The organism is Aestuariivirga sp., from assembly GCF_044238155.1.
Classification (GTDB): domain Bacteria; phylum Pseudomonadota; class Alphaproteobacteria; order Rhizobiales; family Aestuariivirgaceae; genus Aestuariivirga.
Window position 1 is genome coordinate 1 of record NZ_JBIIDX010000006.1, and the last position, 13,738, is coordinate 13,738.

Consider the following 13,738-nt stretch of genomic DNA (forward strand, 5'->3'; position numbering starts at 1 on the left):
CCATATCTGTATCTCCTTCGGATCAGTAGCTGACATATACGTCGGTGACGAGATCTGCTGCCGTTGGTAACGGCGCAGACTTGGCAAAAGCCACAGCCTGCTCGATTTCGGATATGACCTCGCGGTCAATAAGCTCAAGCTCGGAACGATTGATAACTCCGGCTTCCATCACGCGGCTGGAAAAGATCTTTATACAGTCCTTATTGGCACGGATATCCTCAAGCTCGCCCTTGCCACGATAAGTTTGCTGGTCACCCTCAAAGTGACCATACATGCGGATCATCTTGCATTCGAGCAGTGCCGGACCGCCACCCTCGCGAGCTCTCTTGATAATCTCGCCCGCCGCTTCGTAAACGGCGAAAAAGTCTAACCCGTCTACAGTGACCCCGGGAAGACCAAAACCCGCAGCCCGGTCGACATACGAATCGACAGCAACTGCATAGTCACGGGATGTGGATTCTGCATAGCCATTGTTTTCGACGACAAATATTGCTGGGAGATTCCAAACTGCAGCAAGATTTAGGCTTTCAAGGAATGTCCCTTGATTAGAGGCTCCGTCTCCGACAAAGGAGATCGCCACAGCGCCATCGCCTCGATACTTGGCGGCAAGAGCCGCCCCGCACACCAGAGGGGCACCTGCACCAAGAATGCCGTTGGCACCCATCATTCCCTTGGAGAGATCGGCAATGTGCATCGACCCACCCTTGCCACGACAGGAGCCCGCTGCCTTGCCATAAATTTCTGCCATCATCTCCTTGGGATCAACCCCTTTTGCAATACAATGACCATGTCCGCGGTGGGTGGAAGCGATTCGATCTTTATCCTCGAGATGCATCATGATGCCCGTGCCAGCAGCCTCCTCACCGGCATATAGGTGAACAAAGCCGGGTATATCGCCCTTGGCGAAGTCGGCATGCAGGCGTTCCTCGAATTCGCGGATTGTCCGCATCGTGCGATAGGCCTTCAGCAAACCCTTCTTGTCCAGTGGGAAAATTCCCGCAGTACTGTTCGGAGCCGTCATAGCCATCCTCCCTGTGGTTTAGGCGTTTATCTTGGGTTCAAGGCGCATCAGTCCGTGGCGGGACGCATAGTGCATGCAGCCTCTCACGTTCACGGTCTTGAAAGCATTCTGCAACAACTCGATAGTGACACGATCATCTCTACTAAAGGCCAGTTCACGCTCGCCATCAAGGGCAATTGAGCCATCCGTTATGGAAGGCCTGTATTTTACATCAGCTACCATCGGTTCAAAATCACGAATGCCGATGCCTCGCATATAGCCCGGTGCAATCGGTGTATCGAGGAGGATATTGGCCTCGTCTTCGGGTCCGAGCCTAACGTGCAATCCGCCTGGATCAAGCCTTGAGACATAACTCAGCAGACCCGCAATCGCAGACATGCCAATGACCTCGGGATCAGCGAAGGTAACAAACAGCTCGCGAAAGGTTTCCGTGCGCCATAGAGCACGGGCACCGATATAGCGTTCGGTTACAACCGCTACATCGACGAGCGCAATTTCATCGTGGTCATTGACCCGTACGACGATCTTCTTGTTCGGTAGAAACGCTTCGGACGGCGGTACCTTGCCAGTTACGGCAAGCCCAACTGCCAATCCCGTGATGGTCGGCTCCCGGTGCTCTGGAAACGCATTGTTTGTTCCGGTGGATATCCCCGCGATAGGAACATCGCCGCAAGCGGTCACGACGGCACGGTGCGTACCGTCGCCACCAAGCACCACAATAGCCTTTGCCCCCTTCTCCTTCATCAACCGGGCGGCCTTGAGCGTATCCTCAACCGTTCCGGAGATTTTGAAATCAAGATACTCGATCTGCGGGAAATGCTTGAGCCCCTGGTTCTCAGCGCGGTCAATGCCGCGGCGAACATGATGTCGTATGCCACCATTTTCAGGCATCATGTACACGTGGTCGACGCCACAGGCCTTAACGCAGGATAAAACCCGCAGCACGATATTGGCTCGATCCGTGATCTGAAGAGCGGTGGCGTTGGCGATCACCCGGCGGATATCGCGCGCCGACACGGGGTTCGCTATGATGCCAATGGCGACGGCCATGAACCTACCTCAATCCTGGGCAACCGCGTAGCTGAGCCGCCAAGCGGTAAGGCCTAATCTGTCCTCGCCTCGAAGAGGCAGAAAAGCAGCACTTGCCCCAAAGAGCAATAAGGTTTTCTGCATATCAATCCAACCATCTACGCCATTGTTTTGCGGATGCGAAGGAATTCATCGGAAAAAGAATTCAGGATGAACTTGATGTGCAAACATAGCTTGCAGCCAACCTCGGTCTACGAGATGATGACAACGTCAAGTCTTGAATTTCATGGGATTCAAAATGGCTCTCACCCGCGTGATCGTGGAACTGGGTATGGGTACTGACCTGACGGGGGCAGACTACACCAAGGCTGCCATTCGTGCGCTGAAAGATGCGCTCTGGCACAACTCCCTTACCATTGCGCCAGCCTTTGGCAGGAAACCGCAGGAAATGCATGTGAAGGTGCTGATTGGCGTACCAAAACCCGAGAGTGTGGATAAGGCGGCAGTAGCGGCGGTGCTCCCCTATGGAACGTCATCCGTTGATGTGACCGAAGGAGGTCTCGAGATCATGAATGATGAGGGCACAAACTTGACTGTGATCGCAAATGCAGCAGCCATCGTCTATCTCGACATGCCGGAGACACCCTGATGGTCCTGAAGCGCATTATTCTTGAGATGGGCCACGGCAATGACATGCACGGAGGTGACTATACAAAGGCGGCAATACGCGCCGTCCAGGATTGCATCCACCACTCTTCCCTGCCTTTTCTTCGGACCCTCAACATCGCACCTTCGGAAATGCAGATCGAGGTCACGATCGGCGTCCAAGAGCCTGAGAAAGTAGACACCACAGCAGTCGCCAAGAGCCTGCCACATGGCCAAGTAACCGTGAAAGTGGTCAGGGGAGGGCTTGACGTACCGGATGACGAGCGCGGCGGAGCATCAGTCGTTGCCACCGCAGCGGTGGCAGTCCGCATACCTCTTTCAATTTGACAATCCATGACATGTTGGGTTTTCCGGTTGCAGGTTAGGTAGCAAACTGGCTCCTTGGAGAACGTCTCATCCACCGCTGAAATTCTTGAACTCATTCAATTCGCCTGGTTTTGCCAGGCTCTGAAACCAGATGATGGTCGTACTACAGAATCATGAGCACGACCGGACAATTGTCTTGGCCAATTTTCCAACCGATGTTCTGGATGATGTGCCCCTGGATGATTTACAACCAAAACGAGAACACCGAGGAAGAATTCGCATTAGTTGACTCAGAATAGAAGCAAGTGTGCGCCGCAACATCTCAAAATTCAACCATTTCTAATACTTATTGATAATCACGAGAACAAAAGTATCATATAATTCAGATTATGGCTGGCATTCTGCCACGCCCGCGAGGAACAGTGCCATGAACGCCTTCGGCAGCATCAAGGCAAACGCCCGTCCGTTCTACCAACGGCACAACCGTCACGAGTTACTGGCTGCACTCCATCGAATGCATCTGATCCGCCGTTTTGAAGAGGGAGCGGAGGAAGCCTATATGCGAGGCCTCATCCACGGTACCATGCACCTCTCGATTGGGCAGGAGGCCAGCGCCGTCGGAGCAACCATGGCACTGCGCCGGTCTGACTACATTACCTCCACCCACCGCGGCCACGGCCACTGCATCGGCAAAGGCGCTGATCCGAAACTGATGTTCGCTGAATTCTTCGGTAAGGAGGAGGGTTATTGTCGCGGGCGTGGTGGCTCCATGCACATTGCCGATGTCTCGACTGGCAATCTCGGTGCTAACGGCATCGTAGGCGGGGGACTGCCAATTGCAGTGGGTGCTGCACTCGCCATTCGCAAGCAGAAACGCGACAATGTCGCCCTCTGCTTTTTTGGAGACGGCGCATCCAATGAGGGGGCATTTCACGAAGCCCTCAACATGGCGAGCCTTTGGAAGCTGCCTGTCATCTTTGTCTGCGAGAATAACAAGTATGGTATGTCGGTTTCAACCGAGCGATCAATGGCAGTCGCAAACGTCGCTGACCGCGCATCTGGCTACAACATGCCAGGTGTTATCGTGGACGGCAACTCGGTAGCCGACGTCGAGGAAGCGGCCGCCCACGCCGTGGAACGGGCCCGACTGGGCGAAGGTCCAAGCCTGATAGAGTGCAAGACCTATCGGACTCGTGGCCACTCACGTTCTGACCGCAACCGCTACCGCAGTAAGGAAGAGATTGAGGCCTGGAAAGCCCAGGACCCCCTACCCCGTTTTGAAGCAGAACTCATGGCATATGGCATAGCTGATGAACCGGCAATCGCTGCTGTGCGCAAGTCAGCAGAGGCAGAAATTGCGGATGCCATTGAGTTTGCCAGACAGGGCACAGATCCAAGCCCGGAGTATCTCGGTCGTGATGTTCATTCGCCTGAGGCGGCTTGATGACAGCGCGTGAGTTAACCTACGCACAAGCCGTTCAGGAGGCATTGGCTCAAGCCATGGATGCCGACCCGAGCGTGTTTCTGATGGGCGAAGATATCGGCATCTATGGTGGAGCGTTCCAGGTGACCGGCGACCTGGTGCATCGCTATGGTGAAGAGCGTGTGATGGATGCTCCAATTTCGGAACTGGGCCAGGCCGGTGTTGCGGTAGGCGCTGCTCTTGCTGGCTGCAAGCCGGTGCTCGAATTTCAGTTCTCGGACTTTGCCACACTTGCAATGGAGCAGATCGTAAATCAGGCGGCAAAGCTGCGCTTCATGCTGGGAGGAAAGGTGCATGTACCGCTGGTTATGAGGTTCCCGGCGGGATCCGGGACAGGTGCAGCCGCTCAGCACTCTCAGTCCCTTGATGCTTGGTTCGCACATGTACCTGGCCTCAAGGTAATTCAGCCCGCAACACCAGCGGATGCAAAAGGCATGTTGCTTTCTGCAATCGACGACCCCGACCCTGTCATGGTCTTTGAGCATAAGCTGCTCTACAAGATGAAAGGCGAGGTCCCAGAGCAACCTTATCGCGTGCCCATCGGAAAAGCCGATGTCGCACGCCAGGGGATTGATGTCACTGTCGTCGCGACGGGCATCATGGTCCATCGTGCTCTTGAGGCATCGACACATCTTGCAGCAGAAGGTATCGAGGCCGAGGTAATTGACCTCCGCAGCCTCAGGCCTATCGACACCGCCACCATCGTCAAGAGTGTCAAGAAGACCACCCGACTCGCATGCGTATATGAGGGCGTGAAGACGCTCGGTATCGGAGCCGAGATTAGCGCGCGTATTGCCGAGAGTGAGGCGTTTGATCATCTGGATGCACCGATCCTTCGGCTTGGCGGCGCCGAGACACCTATTCCCTACAATCCCGTCCTTGAGAAGGCCGCAGTGCCGCAAGTCCCCGATATCGTCGCCGGACTGCGAGCCCTGGTACGAGGACGTATCTGACGTGGCTTTTGAAGTCATCCTGCCCCGCGTCGACATGGACATGACGAACGGTACCATCAGAACGTGGTATGCCCGCGAAGGTGACAGAGTGGTGCGCGGTGCTGCACTTTTTGAAATCGAAACCGGCAAGGCTGCAATGGAAATCGACGCGCCTACCGACGGCATCCTCGGAACCATTCTTGTTCCAGCAGGCGGTATGGCACCGGTCGGATCTGCTGTAGCGTATATCTTCGAAGAAGGTGAAACTCCCGAGACACACCTTGCCCTGCCCTCTCGTTCGCCTCCAGATGCCATCCAGCCTGATCTCGTTACGTTCCAACCTGCACCGCAGCCTCAGTTGATCGCAACGCGGCCAGATCAAGAAACCATAATCCGCGCTACCCCGCTTGCACGCCGAATGGCCCGTGAGGCAGGCTTGGCGCTAAATGCAATTGCCGGCAGTGGGCCATCTGGCCGCATTACCGCGGATGACGTTCGCCTTGCTGGACAGGCGGGCCGCAATCGCCCACTGCCTATGATGATGAGTCTGGTCTGCAGACTTGACCGGTTACTCGAATTACTTGTGCGGATTAATGATTCTGCGCCCAAGAACCCTGATGGCACGCCGCAGTGGATGATCCCGATCGATGCACTTGTTGTAAAGGCGCTGGCCTTGGCGCTACACCAGGGTCCCGATATGACAACACTTCGTTCCAGCGAACTGGTGGTTAGTTGCGGTACAGCCGGCATCATTCATCATGCTGCGCGCCAACCACTGGCAAGGATAGCTGAAGCATTGGAAAACCCCTTACATTCAGCCCCTGCGTCGCCAGCAGCTATGCTTTGGACCTTCCTTGCCGATGGCGTTGGTATCGAGCAGTTTACCGTGCCATTTGATCCACCAACTATGTTGAGCATCTCAGTTGGAGCACTCTCTGAGCGTGTCGCAATTGTAGATGGCAAGGTAATTACAGTGCGCGAAACCAATTGTACGCTCCTCGCAGATCCCAATACTCTTGGAGTTCCAGCGGCAACGGAAATCCTATCGGCATTCCGGCGGTTCTTGGAAGATCCACTATTGATGCTGGCATGAGAACTTACTCTACACCATGACTGACCAGTCCCCTGCTCGTACAGTCCGCTCTCAGCCCAAATCCGAGCGCGGCTCTGGTCGTATCGCCCGCAATCGCATGCGTATTGCTTGGATGTATTATGTTGAGGGCCTGACGCAGAATGAAATCGCCGAGCGGCTAGGTATTGGCCGTGTCACGGTCGTACGTAACCTCAATGAGGCCATCCGCCAACGTGAGGTCAAGATTTGGATTGATGGGGATGTCTCGGAATGCTTCTCGCTTGAATCCGATCTGAAGCGTCGCTTTGGGCTCAAGGATGCGGTTGTTGTTCCAAGCCCGGTGAACTCCGATAACGCGACGAAATCAATCGGTGTGGCCACCGGAATCCATGTTTCCGATATCATCGAAAACGGCATGACGGTTGGTGTGGGTTGGGGAGCAACCCTCTATGAATCGCTCGCCACCCTTGCGCCGCGCGAAACCTCTGACATGGAAGTGATTTCGCTGCTTGGCGGCATTGTTCAGGCCAGGCGATTCAATCCAGCCGAGTTCGCCTGGCAATTCGCGCGCCTGATGGATGCGGATTGTTATTTGTTTCAGGCGCCAGCCGTCGTAGACTCAGCCACTACTCGGGAAACGCTGATAGAGCGATGCGGCCTGTATGACATTCTGCGCCGCGCCGAACGTCTCGATCTTGCCCTGCTGAGCGTGGGAACTATGTCGCCAACGTCAACGGCATTCCGATTTGATCTGATCAGCGCGGAGGAACGGCAAGAGCTTCTCGATCTTGGGGCGGTTGGCGACCTTCTGTACAATTTTTTCGATGCTGAGGGGCACCTCGTTGATCATCCCGTAAACCGGCGGGTGATGTCGGTGCCAATCGAGCAGTTGCGCAAGACTCCAATCCGCATCATCGCTTCAGGCGGCCTCGAAAAGGTCGAAAGCCTGATGGGCGCCATCAAGCTCATTGACTGCAACGTTCTCATCACCGACGAGGGGACTGCACAGGAACTTCTCAAGCGATAGGTCGACGTCACCATTGAGCTACGGGTCGGCTCAGCCAATGCGCTTCGCTGCAGCCCGCAGCTTCCAGCCGAAGACCAGCAACACCATCCCAACGATGACGGCAGTGCCAGCAATAATCCAGATGATGCTGATCGTTGCATCTGCCGGATAGAAGACAATCAGCAGACCCAGCACGGCTCCGATCACGCCAGACAACGCGAGAAGCCCTGCGTGTTCTATGTCTTTCCGGAGCGCGATCGCGCCAATCAGCTGCAGCAGACCAGCAGCAACGTTCCACAGACCGATGAGCAACACCACGTAGACAACGGCGAAGCCAGGGAACAACAGGCAAACCAAGCCCGCCGCTATGCCTGCAAGGGCCGTGAGCAGACCGGTCACCGAGCGTTCCGCCGCCTGCCCCCTGAACAAGCCCCACAAGGCGAGCGCCCCGTCAACCAGCGCATAGATACCGAAAATCGTGACAACAATCCCAAGCGTAATGCCGGGATAGATAAACGCCAAGATGCCAAAGGCAAGGCTGGCCAATCCCCGGAGCAGAATGGTTCGCCACAAGGATGTGAAGAAGGTTCGCATGGCCATGGCTTCGGTCTCCCGTCTCGATGAACTCAGGCTAGCAGAAACCCGACGGTCCGGGAAATCCTATCAACTGGCACCGATCACCTGTGACCACTCACAGGCAAGCGGCGATTGTCCCTTGGCAAGCCCTTCAGCTTCCGCCTGCTGGGTCGGCGTCATCTGTGTCCAGATCTTGGCCGCCGCCTTGCCCCCGTCGACCTCACCCAGCGCGGCCGCACGCTGATACCATGCATAGGATACCGGCAGATTGGTGCGGGGATCCGCAACCTTGGCTGCCACCCGCCGCATCATGCGAGGCCCCGACACGATGTCGCCGGAATAGATCTCCGCCAGCTTCAAAGCAGCTGGACCATAATTCTGAGCAGCTGACCGGCACAACCATGCAACCGATTGCTGAGTATTGTAAAAGCTTGGTCCATCGTTGTCCAAGGCGCAGCACATCGACTTTCCGACCTTGTACTGGGCTTCGGCGTTTCCAGACTCTGCAGCTGCCATGTTCATCTCGGCCTCTGCCTTGTCGCGCGCTATGCTGGCTCCCTCGACAGCCACGCCCGCACAGCCGGCCAGAGCCAGACCGAACGCAACGACGATACCCACCATCCACACCCTTGCCAGCATCCCAACACCTTTTTCGTGAATCACCCAATCACCAGTTGATCTGAGCACAGGCGACACCTGTGGCGGCATCCGTAAAGACACGCAGTGCCGGCGCTTTTGGGTGTTTTTGCGCTTCGCAACGATGATTGATACGTTCATCTGCCCAGAGAAGAAGGAAGATTAGTCTGCAGCCAACCCCCGGGATCGGGCCTGATTCAACCCGAGACATCCAGTTCACTGGCAAGGCCTTTAGTGGCCAGCGCAGAAGCGTTTCGCGGCATGCACCTCCCGTGTCTTCCGGCAACGTCCCGCCGGAAGGCGGCGAACCGCGGGACCGTCAAACTCTCCCCACATAAGTGAACAAGCTGCAATGTCCATGACGCGGTGTCATCGAATCCCATAGAGGACACTGGCATATCAGCCAATAGTCACCACGCACGTCGAAATTCATTACGCCGCGGGAGGGTCACCCTGCCGCTATCATTCTGGTCAGTTGAGGCCCTGAAGCGTCGCGATATAGTCGATCAGGTTCGCCACCCGGCGGGCCACCGTGCTGTCATCGCCCTCAGCGCCGCCGAGCCCGTCAGCGGCCTCTTCTTTGAACCACACGCCCCACACCGGCATTTCGCGGGTGCCGTGGCCGGCAAGCGGCGCGCGCCCGTCGACCAGCTCGGCCAGCCGCTCGCGCGGGAATGCGCCGTAGCGGGCGGTAAGGGTGGTGAGGTCCGGCGCGGGCGTGCTGAGGCCGAAGGACTTGGGGCCATCGCCCTTGCCGGTCTCGCCATGGCAGCTGGCGCAATACATCTTGAAATCAGCCTCGCCGGAGATAAGCCCGTTGGAAACATCGGCGGCCTGCGCGGAGCCGGCAGCCAACGCCAATGCCAGGATGACCGCAGAGATGCGTGACTTGACCATGCGAACCTCACTTTCGATCTTGCGCCGGAAACGAGCTTAGGGCGGCGGGGCGCTGATCCGCAAGATCATGTTCCACGCACATAGTCATCATGCCCGGATTTGATCTGGGCATCCTCTTTCTTGCCAGCCATCAAAGAGGACCCCCGGGTCAAGCCCGGGGGTGGATGAGAGGAACGTCAACCGCTTACCCGGCCCTACGCTGACGCAGGCTTCAGCTGCACACTCTCGCCGCAGCCGCAGGCCGAGACCTGGTTCGGGTTATTGAACACGAAGCCGGATTTCAGCGTCGAGGTCTGGAAATCCATCTCGGTGCCGAGCAGGAACATCATCGCCTTGGCGTCAATCAGGATCTTCACGCCCTTGTCTTCGACGACCTCGTCGAAGGGCTTCTGGTCCTCGGCCCATTCCAGCGTGTATTCCATGCCCGCACAGCCGCCGTTCTTGACCCCGATGCGCAGGCCCGCCACCGGCTTCCCTGCATTGGCCATGATCTCGCGCACGCGGTCTGCGGCGGCGTCGGTAAGTTTCATGATCTGCGGGCGCGGACGTGCTGCGGCGGATGTCATCACAAAGCCTCCTTACCACATGTTCATGGCAACGCGGGCCTCATCCGACATGCGGCTGTGGTCCCACGGCGGATCGAAGACGATGGTGGCCTTGGCGCTCTTGACGCCGGGCACAGCGGAGACGGCGTTCTCCACCCAGCCTGGCATGTCGCCGGCCACCGGGCAGCCGGGTGCCGTCAGCGTCATCTCGATCGCCACGTTGCGCTCATCGTCGATGTCGACCTTGTAGACCAGGCCCAGCTCATAGATGTCGACCGGGATTTCGGGGTCATAAACGGTCTTAAGCGCCGCCACGATGTCATCCGTGAGCCGCGCCAGTTCGTCCGGCGGAATGGCTGACGGGTTGGGCGCGGTTCCGGCCTCGGCCGGGGTTTCGGTCATAGCCTCGCTCATCCGAATATCCTCCGGGCGGAAATCAGCGCTTCAGCCAGTGCATCCACTTCTTCAAGCGTGTTGTACATGGCAAATGACGCACGGCAAGTGGCAGTGACGCCGAAGCGCTGCAGCAGCGGCTGCGTGCAATGAGTACCGGCGCGCACCGCCACACCCGCCCGGTCGATCACGGTCGCCACGTCATGGGCATGCGCCCCTTCCATGGTGAAGGAGACGATGGCGCCCTTGTTCCGGGCACGGCCGAAGATCCGCAGCGAATTGATCGCCGAAAGCCGCTCGGTGGCGTAGTCGCGCAGCTTCGCCTCATGCGCGGCAATGTTCTCAAGCCCGATGCCGCGCATGTAATCCAGCGCCGCGCCAAGGCCGATCGCCTGCACGATCGCCGGCGTTCCTGCTTCGAAGCGATGCGGCGGCTCATTGTAGGTGACGGCCTCGGTGGTGACCTCGGAGATCATCTCGCCACCACCCTGATAGGGCGGCATGCGGTCGAGCAACGCCTTCTTTCCATAGAGCACGCCGATGCCGGTGGGCCCGTAGGTCTTGTGGCCGGTGAAGACATAGAAGTCGGCATCCAGCGCACTCACGTCCACCGCCATGTGGACAGCCGCCTGCGAGCCGTCGACCAGCACCGGAATGCCACGCGCATGCGCCAGCCGGATCACCTCCGCCACCGGCACGACGGTGCCGAGCGCATTCGACATCTGGGTTATGGCCACGATCCTGGTGCGCGGCGTCAGCAGCTTCTCGAATTCCTCGATCAGGAAATTGCCATCCTCGTCGATGGGCGCCCACTTCAGCACCACGCCCCGCCGCTCGCGGTGGAAATGCCACGGCACGATGTTGGAGTGGTGCTCCATGATCGACAGCACCACCTCATCGCCCTCGCCCAGCACCATGCCACCAAAGCTCTGCGCCACCAGGTTGATGGCCTCAGTGGCGTTGCGGGTGAAAATGATCTCCTCGGTGGAGGCGGCGTTGAGAAAGCGGCGCACGCTCTCGCGCGCGTCCTCGAAGGCCTGGGTGGCGGCGTTCGAGAGATAGTGCAGGCCGCGGTGGACGTTGGCATAGTCCTCCGTATAGGCCTTCATCATCGCATCGAGCACCGGCTGCGCCTTCTGCGCCGAGGCGGCGTTGTCGAGATAGACCAGCGGCTTGCCATAAACCTCGCGCGACAGGATCGGAAAATCGCGGCGGATGGCGGCAACATCGAGGGACATCAGCCTGCCCTCCCCTGGCGCAGAAGCCACGCCTCGGCATAGTCGGCGAGTGCGGCCCGGATGCCCTCGTCGTGAATGGCCTCGAAGGCCTCGCCCACGAAAGCTGAAATCAGCAACGCCTTGGCCTCGGCCTCCGGAATGCCGCGCGACATGAGATAGAACATATGATCGTGGTTCAGCTCTCCCGCCGTGGCGCCATGGCCGCACACCACGTCATCGGCGTAGATTTCGAGTTCCGGCTTGGCATCGAATTCAGCCGTGGGAGACAGCAGCAGCGCATGGCTTGATTGCTTGCCGTCGGTTTTCTGGGCGCCGGGCCGGACGATCACCTTGCCCTGGAAGATGCCGCGCGCCTGGCCGTCCATCACGCATTTGAACAGTTCCCGGCTCACGCAATTGGCAAGCTGGTGATCGACCACGAGGCGGGTGTCGGCATGCTGGCGGCCGCCGAGCAGATAGGCGCCCGACACCCGCGCATCGGCGAACTCGCCGTTCAGGCGATAGGTGCCGTTCTGGCGGTTGAGGCGCGCGCCCGCCGTCACCGTGAAGTCCCTGAGCGTGGCGCTGTGGGCGAGCGTCACATGCGCATGGGCCAGATGAGTGGCGCCCGGGGCCTCGATCTCGGCCTTCACGCGGTCCAGCCTGGCGTTGTGACCAATGCGGATTTCGGTGACGCTGCTCGACAGATAGCTGCCCTCGCCAATGTGGGTTTCGATGATGGTGGCCGAGGAATCATCCACGACCTCGATCACATTGTGAGTGGCGGTGGTGCGCGGCGCGGCATCGGTGGCGATGAACAGAAGTTCCAGCGGCCGACCCTCATTGCCCTGAAGCCTCAGCCTTGCACCATCGGTGGCGAAGGCCAGGTTCATCTGCAGCAGCGGATCATCGGCTTCGGCCTTCGACTCGACCCAGCCATTGGCGAGCTTCGAGTGCTGGGCATCATAGTGGCCGTTGACAAACACCATGCGACTAGCGGGAATGCCTTTGAAAGGCGATCGCGCCATGAGGCGTTCGACATCGGCGGGAGCGGCGCTGACCTGCTGGCGCGGCGGATAGGGCTGGTCGATCAGCTGGCGCAGGTCGGTCCAGCGCCAGTCCTCCATGCGCCGGTGCGGCAGGGAAAGTCCCAGCGCCCGTTCAGCCTCCGTCCTGGCGATGGCCTGGCTCATGCCGCATCCTTCGTGAAGCCGGCATAGCCCTTCTCTTCAAGCTCAAGCGCCAGGCTCTTGTCGCCCGACTTCACGATGCGCCCGGCGGAAAGCACATGCACATAATCCGGCACAATATACTCCAGCAGCCGTTGGTAGTGCGTGATCACGATCATCGCCCGGTCGGGCGAGCGCAGCGCGTTGACGCCGTCCGCCACCACTCGCAGGGCGTCAATGTCGAGGCCGGAATCGGTCTCGTCGAGAATGCAAAGGGACGGCTCCAGCACCGCCATCTGCAGGATTTCGGCGCGCTTCTTCTCGCCGCCCGAAAAGCCCACGTTCACCGGGCGCTTCAGCATGTCCTGGCTGACATTGAGCTTCGCCGCCTTGTCCTTCACGAGCCGCATGAAATCAGGCGTCGAGAGCTCCTTCTCGCCGCGCGCTTTGCGCTGGGCGTTGAGCGCCACTTTCAGGAACTGCATGGTGGCCACACCCGGAATCTCGATCGGATACTGGAAGGCGAGGAAAACGCCCTTGGCCGCGCGCTCCTCGGGCGGCATGGCCAGCAGGTCCTCGCCCCTATAGGTGACGGAGCCTTCCGTCACCTCATAGCCCTCGCGGCCCGACAGCACATAGGACAGCGTCGACTTGCCGGAGCCATTGGGGCCCATGATGGCATGCACCTCGCCGGGCTTCACGGAGAGCGTCAGCCCACGGAGGATTTCGCGGTCTTCGTCTTCGAGCTTGACGTGCAGGTTCTGGATATCGAGCAGGTTCACGGTTTTGT

At 58.6% G+C, this 13,738-nt stretch carries 16 protein-coding genes; 6 read left to right on the top strand and 10 right to left on the bottom strand.

From position 1 onward, the window contains the following. Positions 1-22: 22 nt before the first annotated feature. Positions 23-1,021 carry a thiamine pyrophosphate-dependent dehydrogenase E1 component subunit alpha gene (locus ACILRN_RS01270; protein WP_395684783.1) on the bottom strand — a complete coding sequence of 333 codons (999 nt, stop codon included), beginning with the start codon at positions 1,019-1,021 and terminating at the stop codon, positions 23-25. An 18-nt stretch (positions 1,022-1,039) separates the two neighbouring features. Further along, positions 1,040-2,071, bottom strand: coding sequence for an ATP-NAD kinase family protein (locus ACILRN_RS01275; protein ID WP_395684784.1), 1,032 nt, complete (start codon positions 2,069-2,071; stop codon positions 1,040-1,042). 277 nt (positions 2,072-2,348) lie between these two features. Between ACILRN_RS01275 and ACILRN_RS01280 the strand changes: the two genes are divergently transcribed. The 6 genes from ACILRN_RS01280 to ACILRN_RS01305 all read left to right on the top strand — a co-directional run bounded on the left by ACILRN_RS01280 (position 2,349) and on the right by ACILRN_RS01305 (position 7,536). Beyond that, positions 2,349-2,699 carry a Lin0512 family protein gene (locus ACILRN_RS01280; protein WP_395684785.1) on the top strand — a complete coding sequence of 117 codons (351 nt, stop codon included), beginning with the start codon at positions 2,349-2,351 and terminating at the stop codon, positions 2,697-2,699. After that, a complete protein-coding gene (locus tag ACILRN_RS01285; protein ID WP_395684786.1) occupies positions 2,699-3,043 on the top strand; it encodes a Lin0512 family protein in 345 nt (114 codons plus the stop codon). The genes ACILRN_RS01280 and ACILRN_RS01285 overlap by 1 nt, the downstream gene beginning before the upstream one ends. A 406-nt stretch (positions 3,044-3,449) precedes the next feature. Next, on the top strand, positions 3,450-4,466 hold the full coding sequence (locus ACILRN_RS01290) for a thiamine pyrophosphate-dependent dehydrogenase E1 component subunit alpha (protein ID WP_395684787.1): 1,017 nt from the start codon (positions 3,450-3,452) through the stop codon (positions 4,464-4,466). Beyond that, positions 4,466-5,458, top strand: a complete 993-nt coding sequence (locus tag ACILRN_RS01295; protein WP_395684788.1) for an alpha-ketoacid dehydrogenase subunit beta — start codon at positions 4,466-4,468, stop codon at positions 5,456-5,458. The genes ACILRN_RS01290 and ACILRN_RS01295 overlap by 1 nt, the downstream gene beginning before the upstream one ends. A gap of 1 nt (position 5,459) precedes the next feature. Then, a complete protein-coding gene (locus ACILRN_RS01300; protein WP_395684790.1) occupies positions 5,460-6,530 on the top strand; it encodes an E3 binding domain-containing protein in 1,071 nt (356 codons plus the stop codon). Positions 6,531-6,546: 16 nt separating this feature from the next. Then, on the top strand, positions 6,547-7,536 hold the full coding sequence (locus ACILRN_RS01305; RefSeq protein WP_395684792.1) for a sugar-binding transcriptional regulator: 990 nt from the start codon (positions 6,547-6,549) through the stop codon (positions 7,534-7,536). 30 nt (positions 7,537-7,566) lie between these two features. Here the strand turns inward: ACILRN_RS01305 and ACILRN_RS01310 are convergent, their stop codons facing one another. From ACILRN_RS01310 to sufC, 8 genes are all read right to left on the bottom strand, one after another. Beyond that, entirely contained in the window at positions 7,567-8,115 is a 549-nt protein-coding gene (locus ACILRN_RS01310; RefSeq protein ID WP_395684793.1) for an HdeD family acid-resistance protein, read from the bottom strand. Between the two features lie 63 nt (positions 8,116-8,178). Continuing rightward, entirely contained in the window at positions 8,179-8,754 is a 576-nt protein-coding gene (locus tag ACILRN_RS01315; RefSeq protein ID WP_395684796.1) for a hypothetical protein, read from the bottom strand. Between the two features lie 444 nt (positions 8,755-9,198). Then, positions 9,199-9,624, bottom strand: coding sequence for a c-type cytochrome (locus ACILRN_RS01320; RefSeq protein WP_395684798.1), 426 nt, complete (start codon positions 9,622-9,624; stop codon positions 9,199-9,201). Between the two features lie 194 nt (positions 9,625-9,818). After that, complete coding sequence (gene sufA, locus ACILRN_RS01325) at positions 9,819-10,190, bottom strand: Fe-S cluster assembly scaffold SufA (RefSeq protein ID WP_395684800.1); 372 nt, start codon at positions 10,188-10,190, stop codon at positions 9,819-9,821. Positions 10,191-10,202: 12 nt separating this feature from the next. After that, positions 10,203-10,571: an SUF system Fe-S cluster assembly protein gene (locus ACILRN_RS01330; protein WP_395684849.1), complete on the bottom strand. Its 369-nt coding sequence runs from the start codon at positions 10,569-10,571 to the stop codon at positions 10,203-10,205. A gap of 8 nt (positions 10,572-10,579) precedes the next feature. Continuing rightward, a complete protein-coding gene (locus ACILRN_RS01335) occupies positions 10,580-11,800 on the bottom strand; it encodes a cysteine desulfurase (protein WP_395684802.1) in 1,221 nt (406 codons plus the stop codon). Beyond that, positions 11,800-12,972 carry a Fe-S cluster assembly protein SufD gene (gene sufD, locus ACILRN_RS01340; RefSeq protein ID WP_395684804.1) on the bottom strand — a complete coding sequence of 391 codons (1,173 nt, stop codon included), beginning with the start codon at positions 12,970-12,972 and terminating at the stop codon, positions 11,800-11,802. The genes ACILRN_RS01335 and sufD overlap by 1 nt, the downstream gene beginning before the upstream one ends. After that, a complete protein-coding gene (gene sufC, locus ACILRN_RS01345) occupies positions 12,969-13,724 on the bottom strand; it encodes a Fe-S cluster assembly ATPase SufC (RefSeq protein WP_395684851.1) in 756 nt (251 codons plus the stop codon). Before sufC ends, sufD begins: the two co-directional genes overlap by 4 nt. Positions 13,725-13,738 lie beyond the last annotated feature (14 nt).

Coding starts and splice junctions, on each gene's coding strand:
- ACILRN_RS01295 (WP_395684788.1), top strand. CDS start 4,466: ATGACAGCGCGTGAGTTAACCTACGCACAAGCCGTTCAGGAGGCATTG.
- ACILRN_RS01310 (WP_395684793.1), bottom strand. CDS start 8,115: ATGGCCATGCGAACCTTCTTCACATCCTTGTGGCGAACCATTCTGCTC.
- ACILRN_RS01320 (WP_395684798.1), bottom strand. CDS start 9,624: ATGGTCAAGTCACGCATCTCTGCGGTCATCCTGGCATTGGCGTTGGCT.
- ACILRN_RS01335 (WP_395684802.1), bottom strand. CDS start 11,800: ATGTCCCTCGATGTTGCCGCCATCCGCCGCGATTTTCCGATCCTGTCG.
- sufD (WP_395684804.1), bottom strand. CDS start 12,972: ATGAGCCAGGCCATCGCCAGGACGGAGGCTGAACGGGCGCTGGGACTT.
- ACILRN_RS01305 (WP_395684792.1), top strand. CDS start 6,547: ATGACTGACCAGTCCCCTGCTCGTACAGTCCGCTCTCAGCCCAAATCC.
- ACILRN_RS01290 (WP_395684787.1), top strand. CDS start 3,450: ATGAACGCCTTCGGCAGCATCAAGGCAAACGCCCGTCCGTTCTACCAA.
- ACILRN_RS01275 (WP_395684784.1), bottom strand. CDS start 2,071: ATGGCCGTCGCCATTGGCATCATAGCGAACCCCGTGTCGGCGCGCGAT.
- sufA (WP_395684800.1), bottom strand. CDS start 10,190: ATGACATCCGCCGCAGCACGTCCGCGCCCGCAGATCATGAAACTTACC.
- ACILRN_RS01280 (WP_395684785.1), top strand. CDS start 2,349: ATGGCTCTCACCCGCGTGATCGTGGAACTGGGTATGGGTACTGACCTG.
- ACILRN_RS01330 (WP_395684849.1), bottom strand. CDS start 10,571: ATGACCGAAACCCCGGCCGAGGCCGGAACCGCGCCCAACCCGTCAGCC.
- ACILRN_RS01270 (WP_395684783.1), bottom strand. CDS start 1,021: ATGACGGCTCCGAACAGTACTGCGGGAATTTTCCCACTGGACAAGAAG.
- ACILRN_RS01285 (WP_395684786.1), top strand. CDS start 2,699: ATGGTCCTGAAGCGCATTATTCTTGAGATGGGCCACGGCAATGACATG.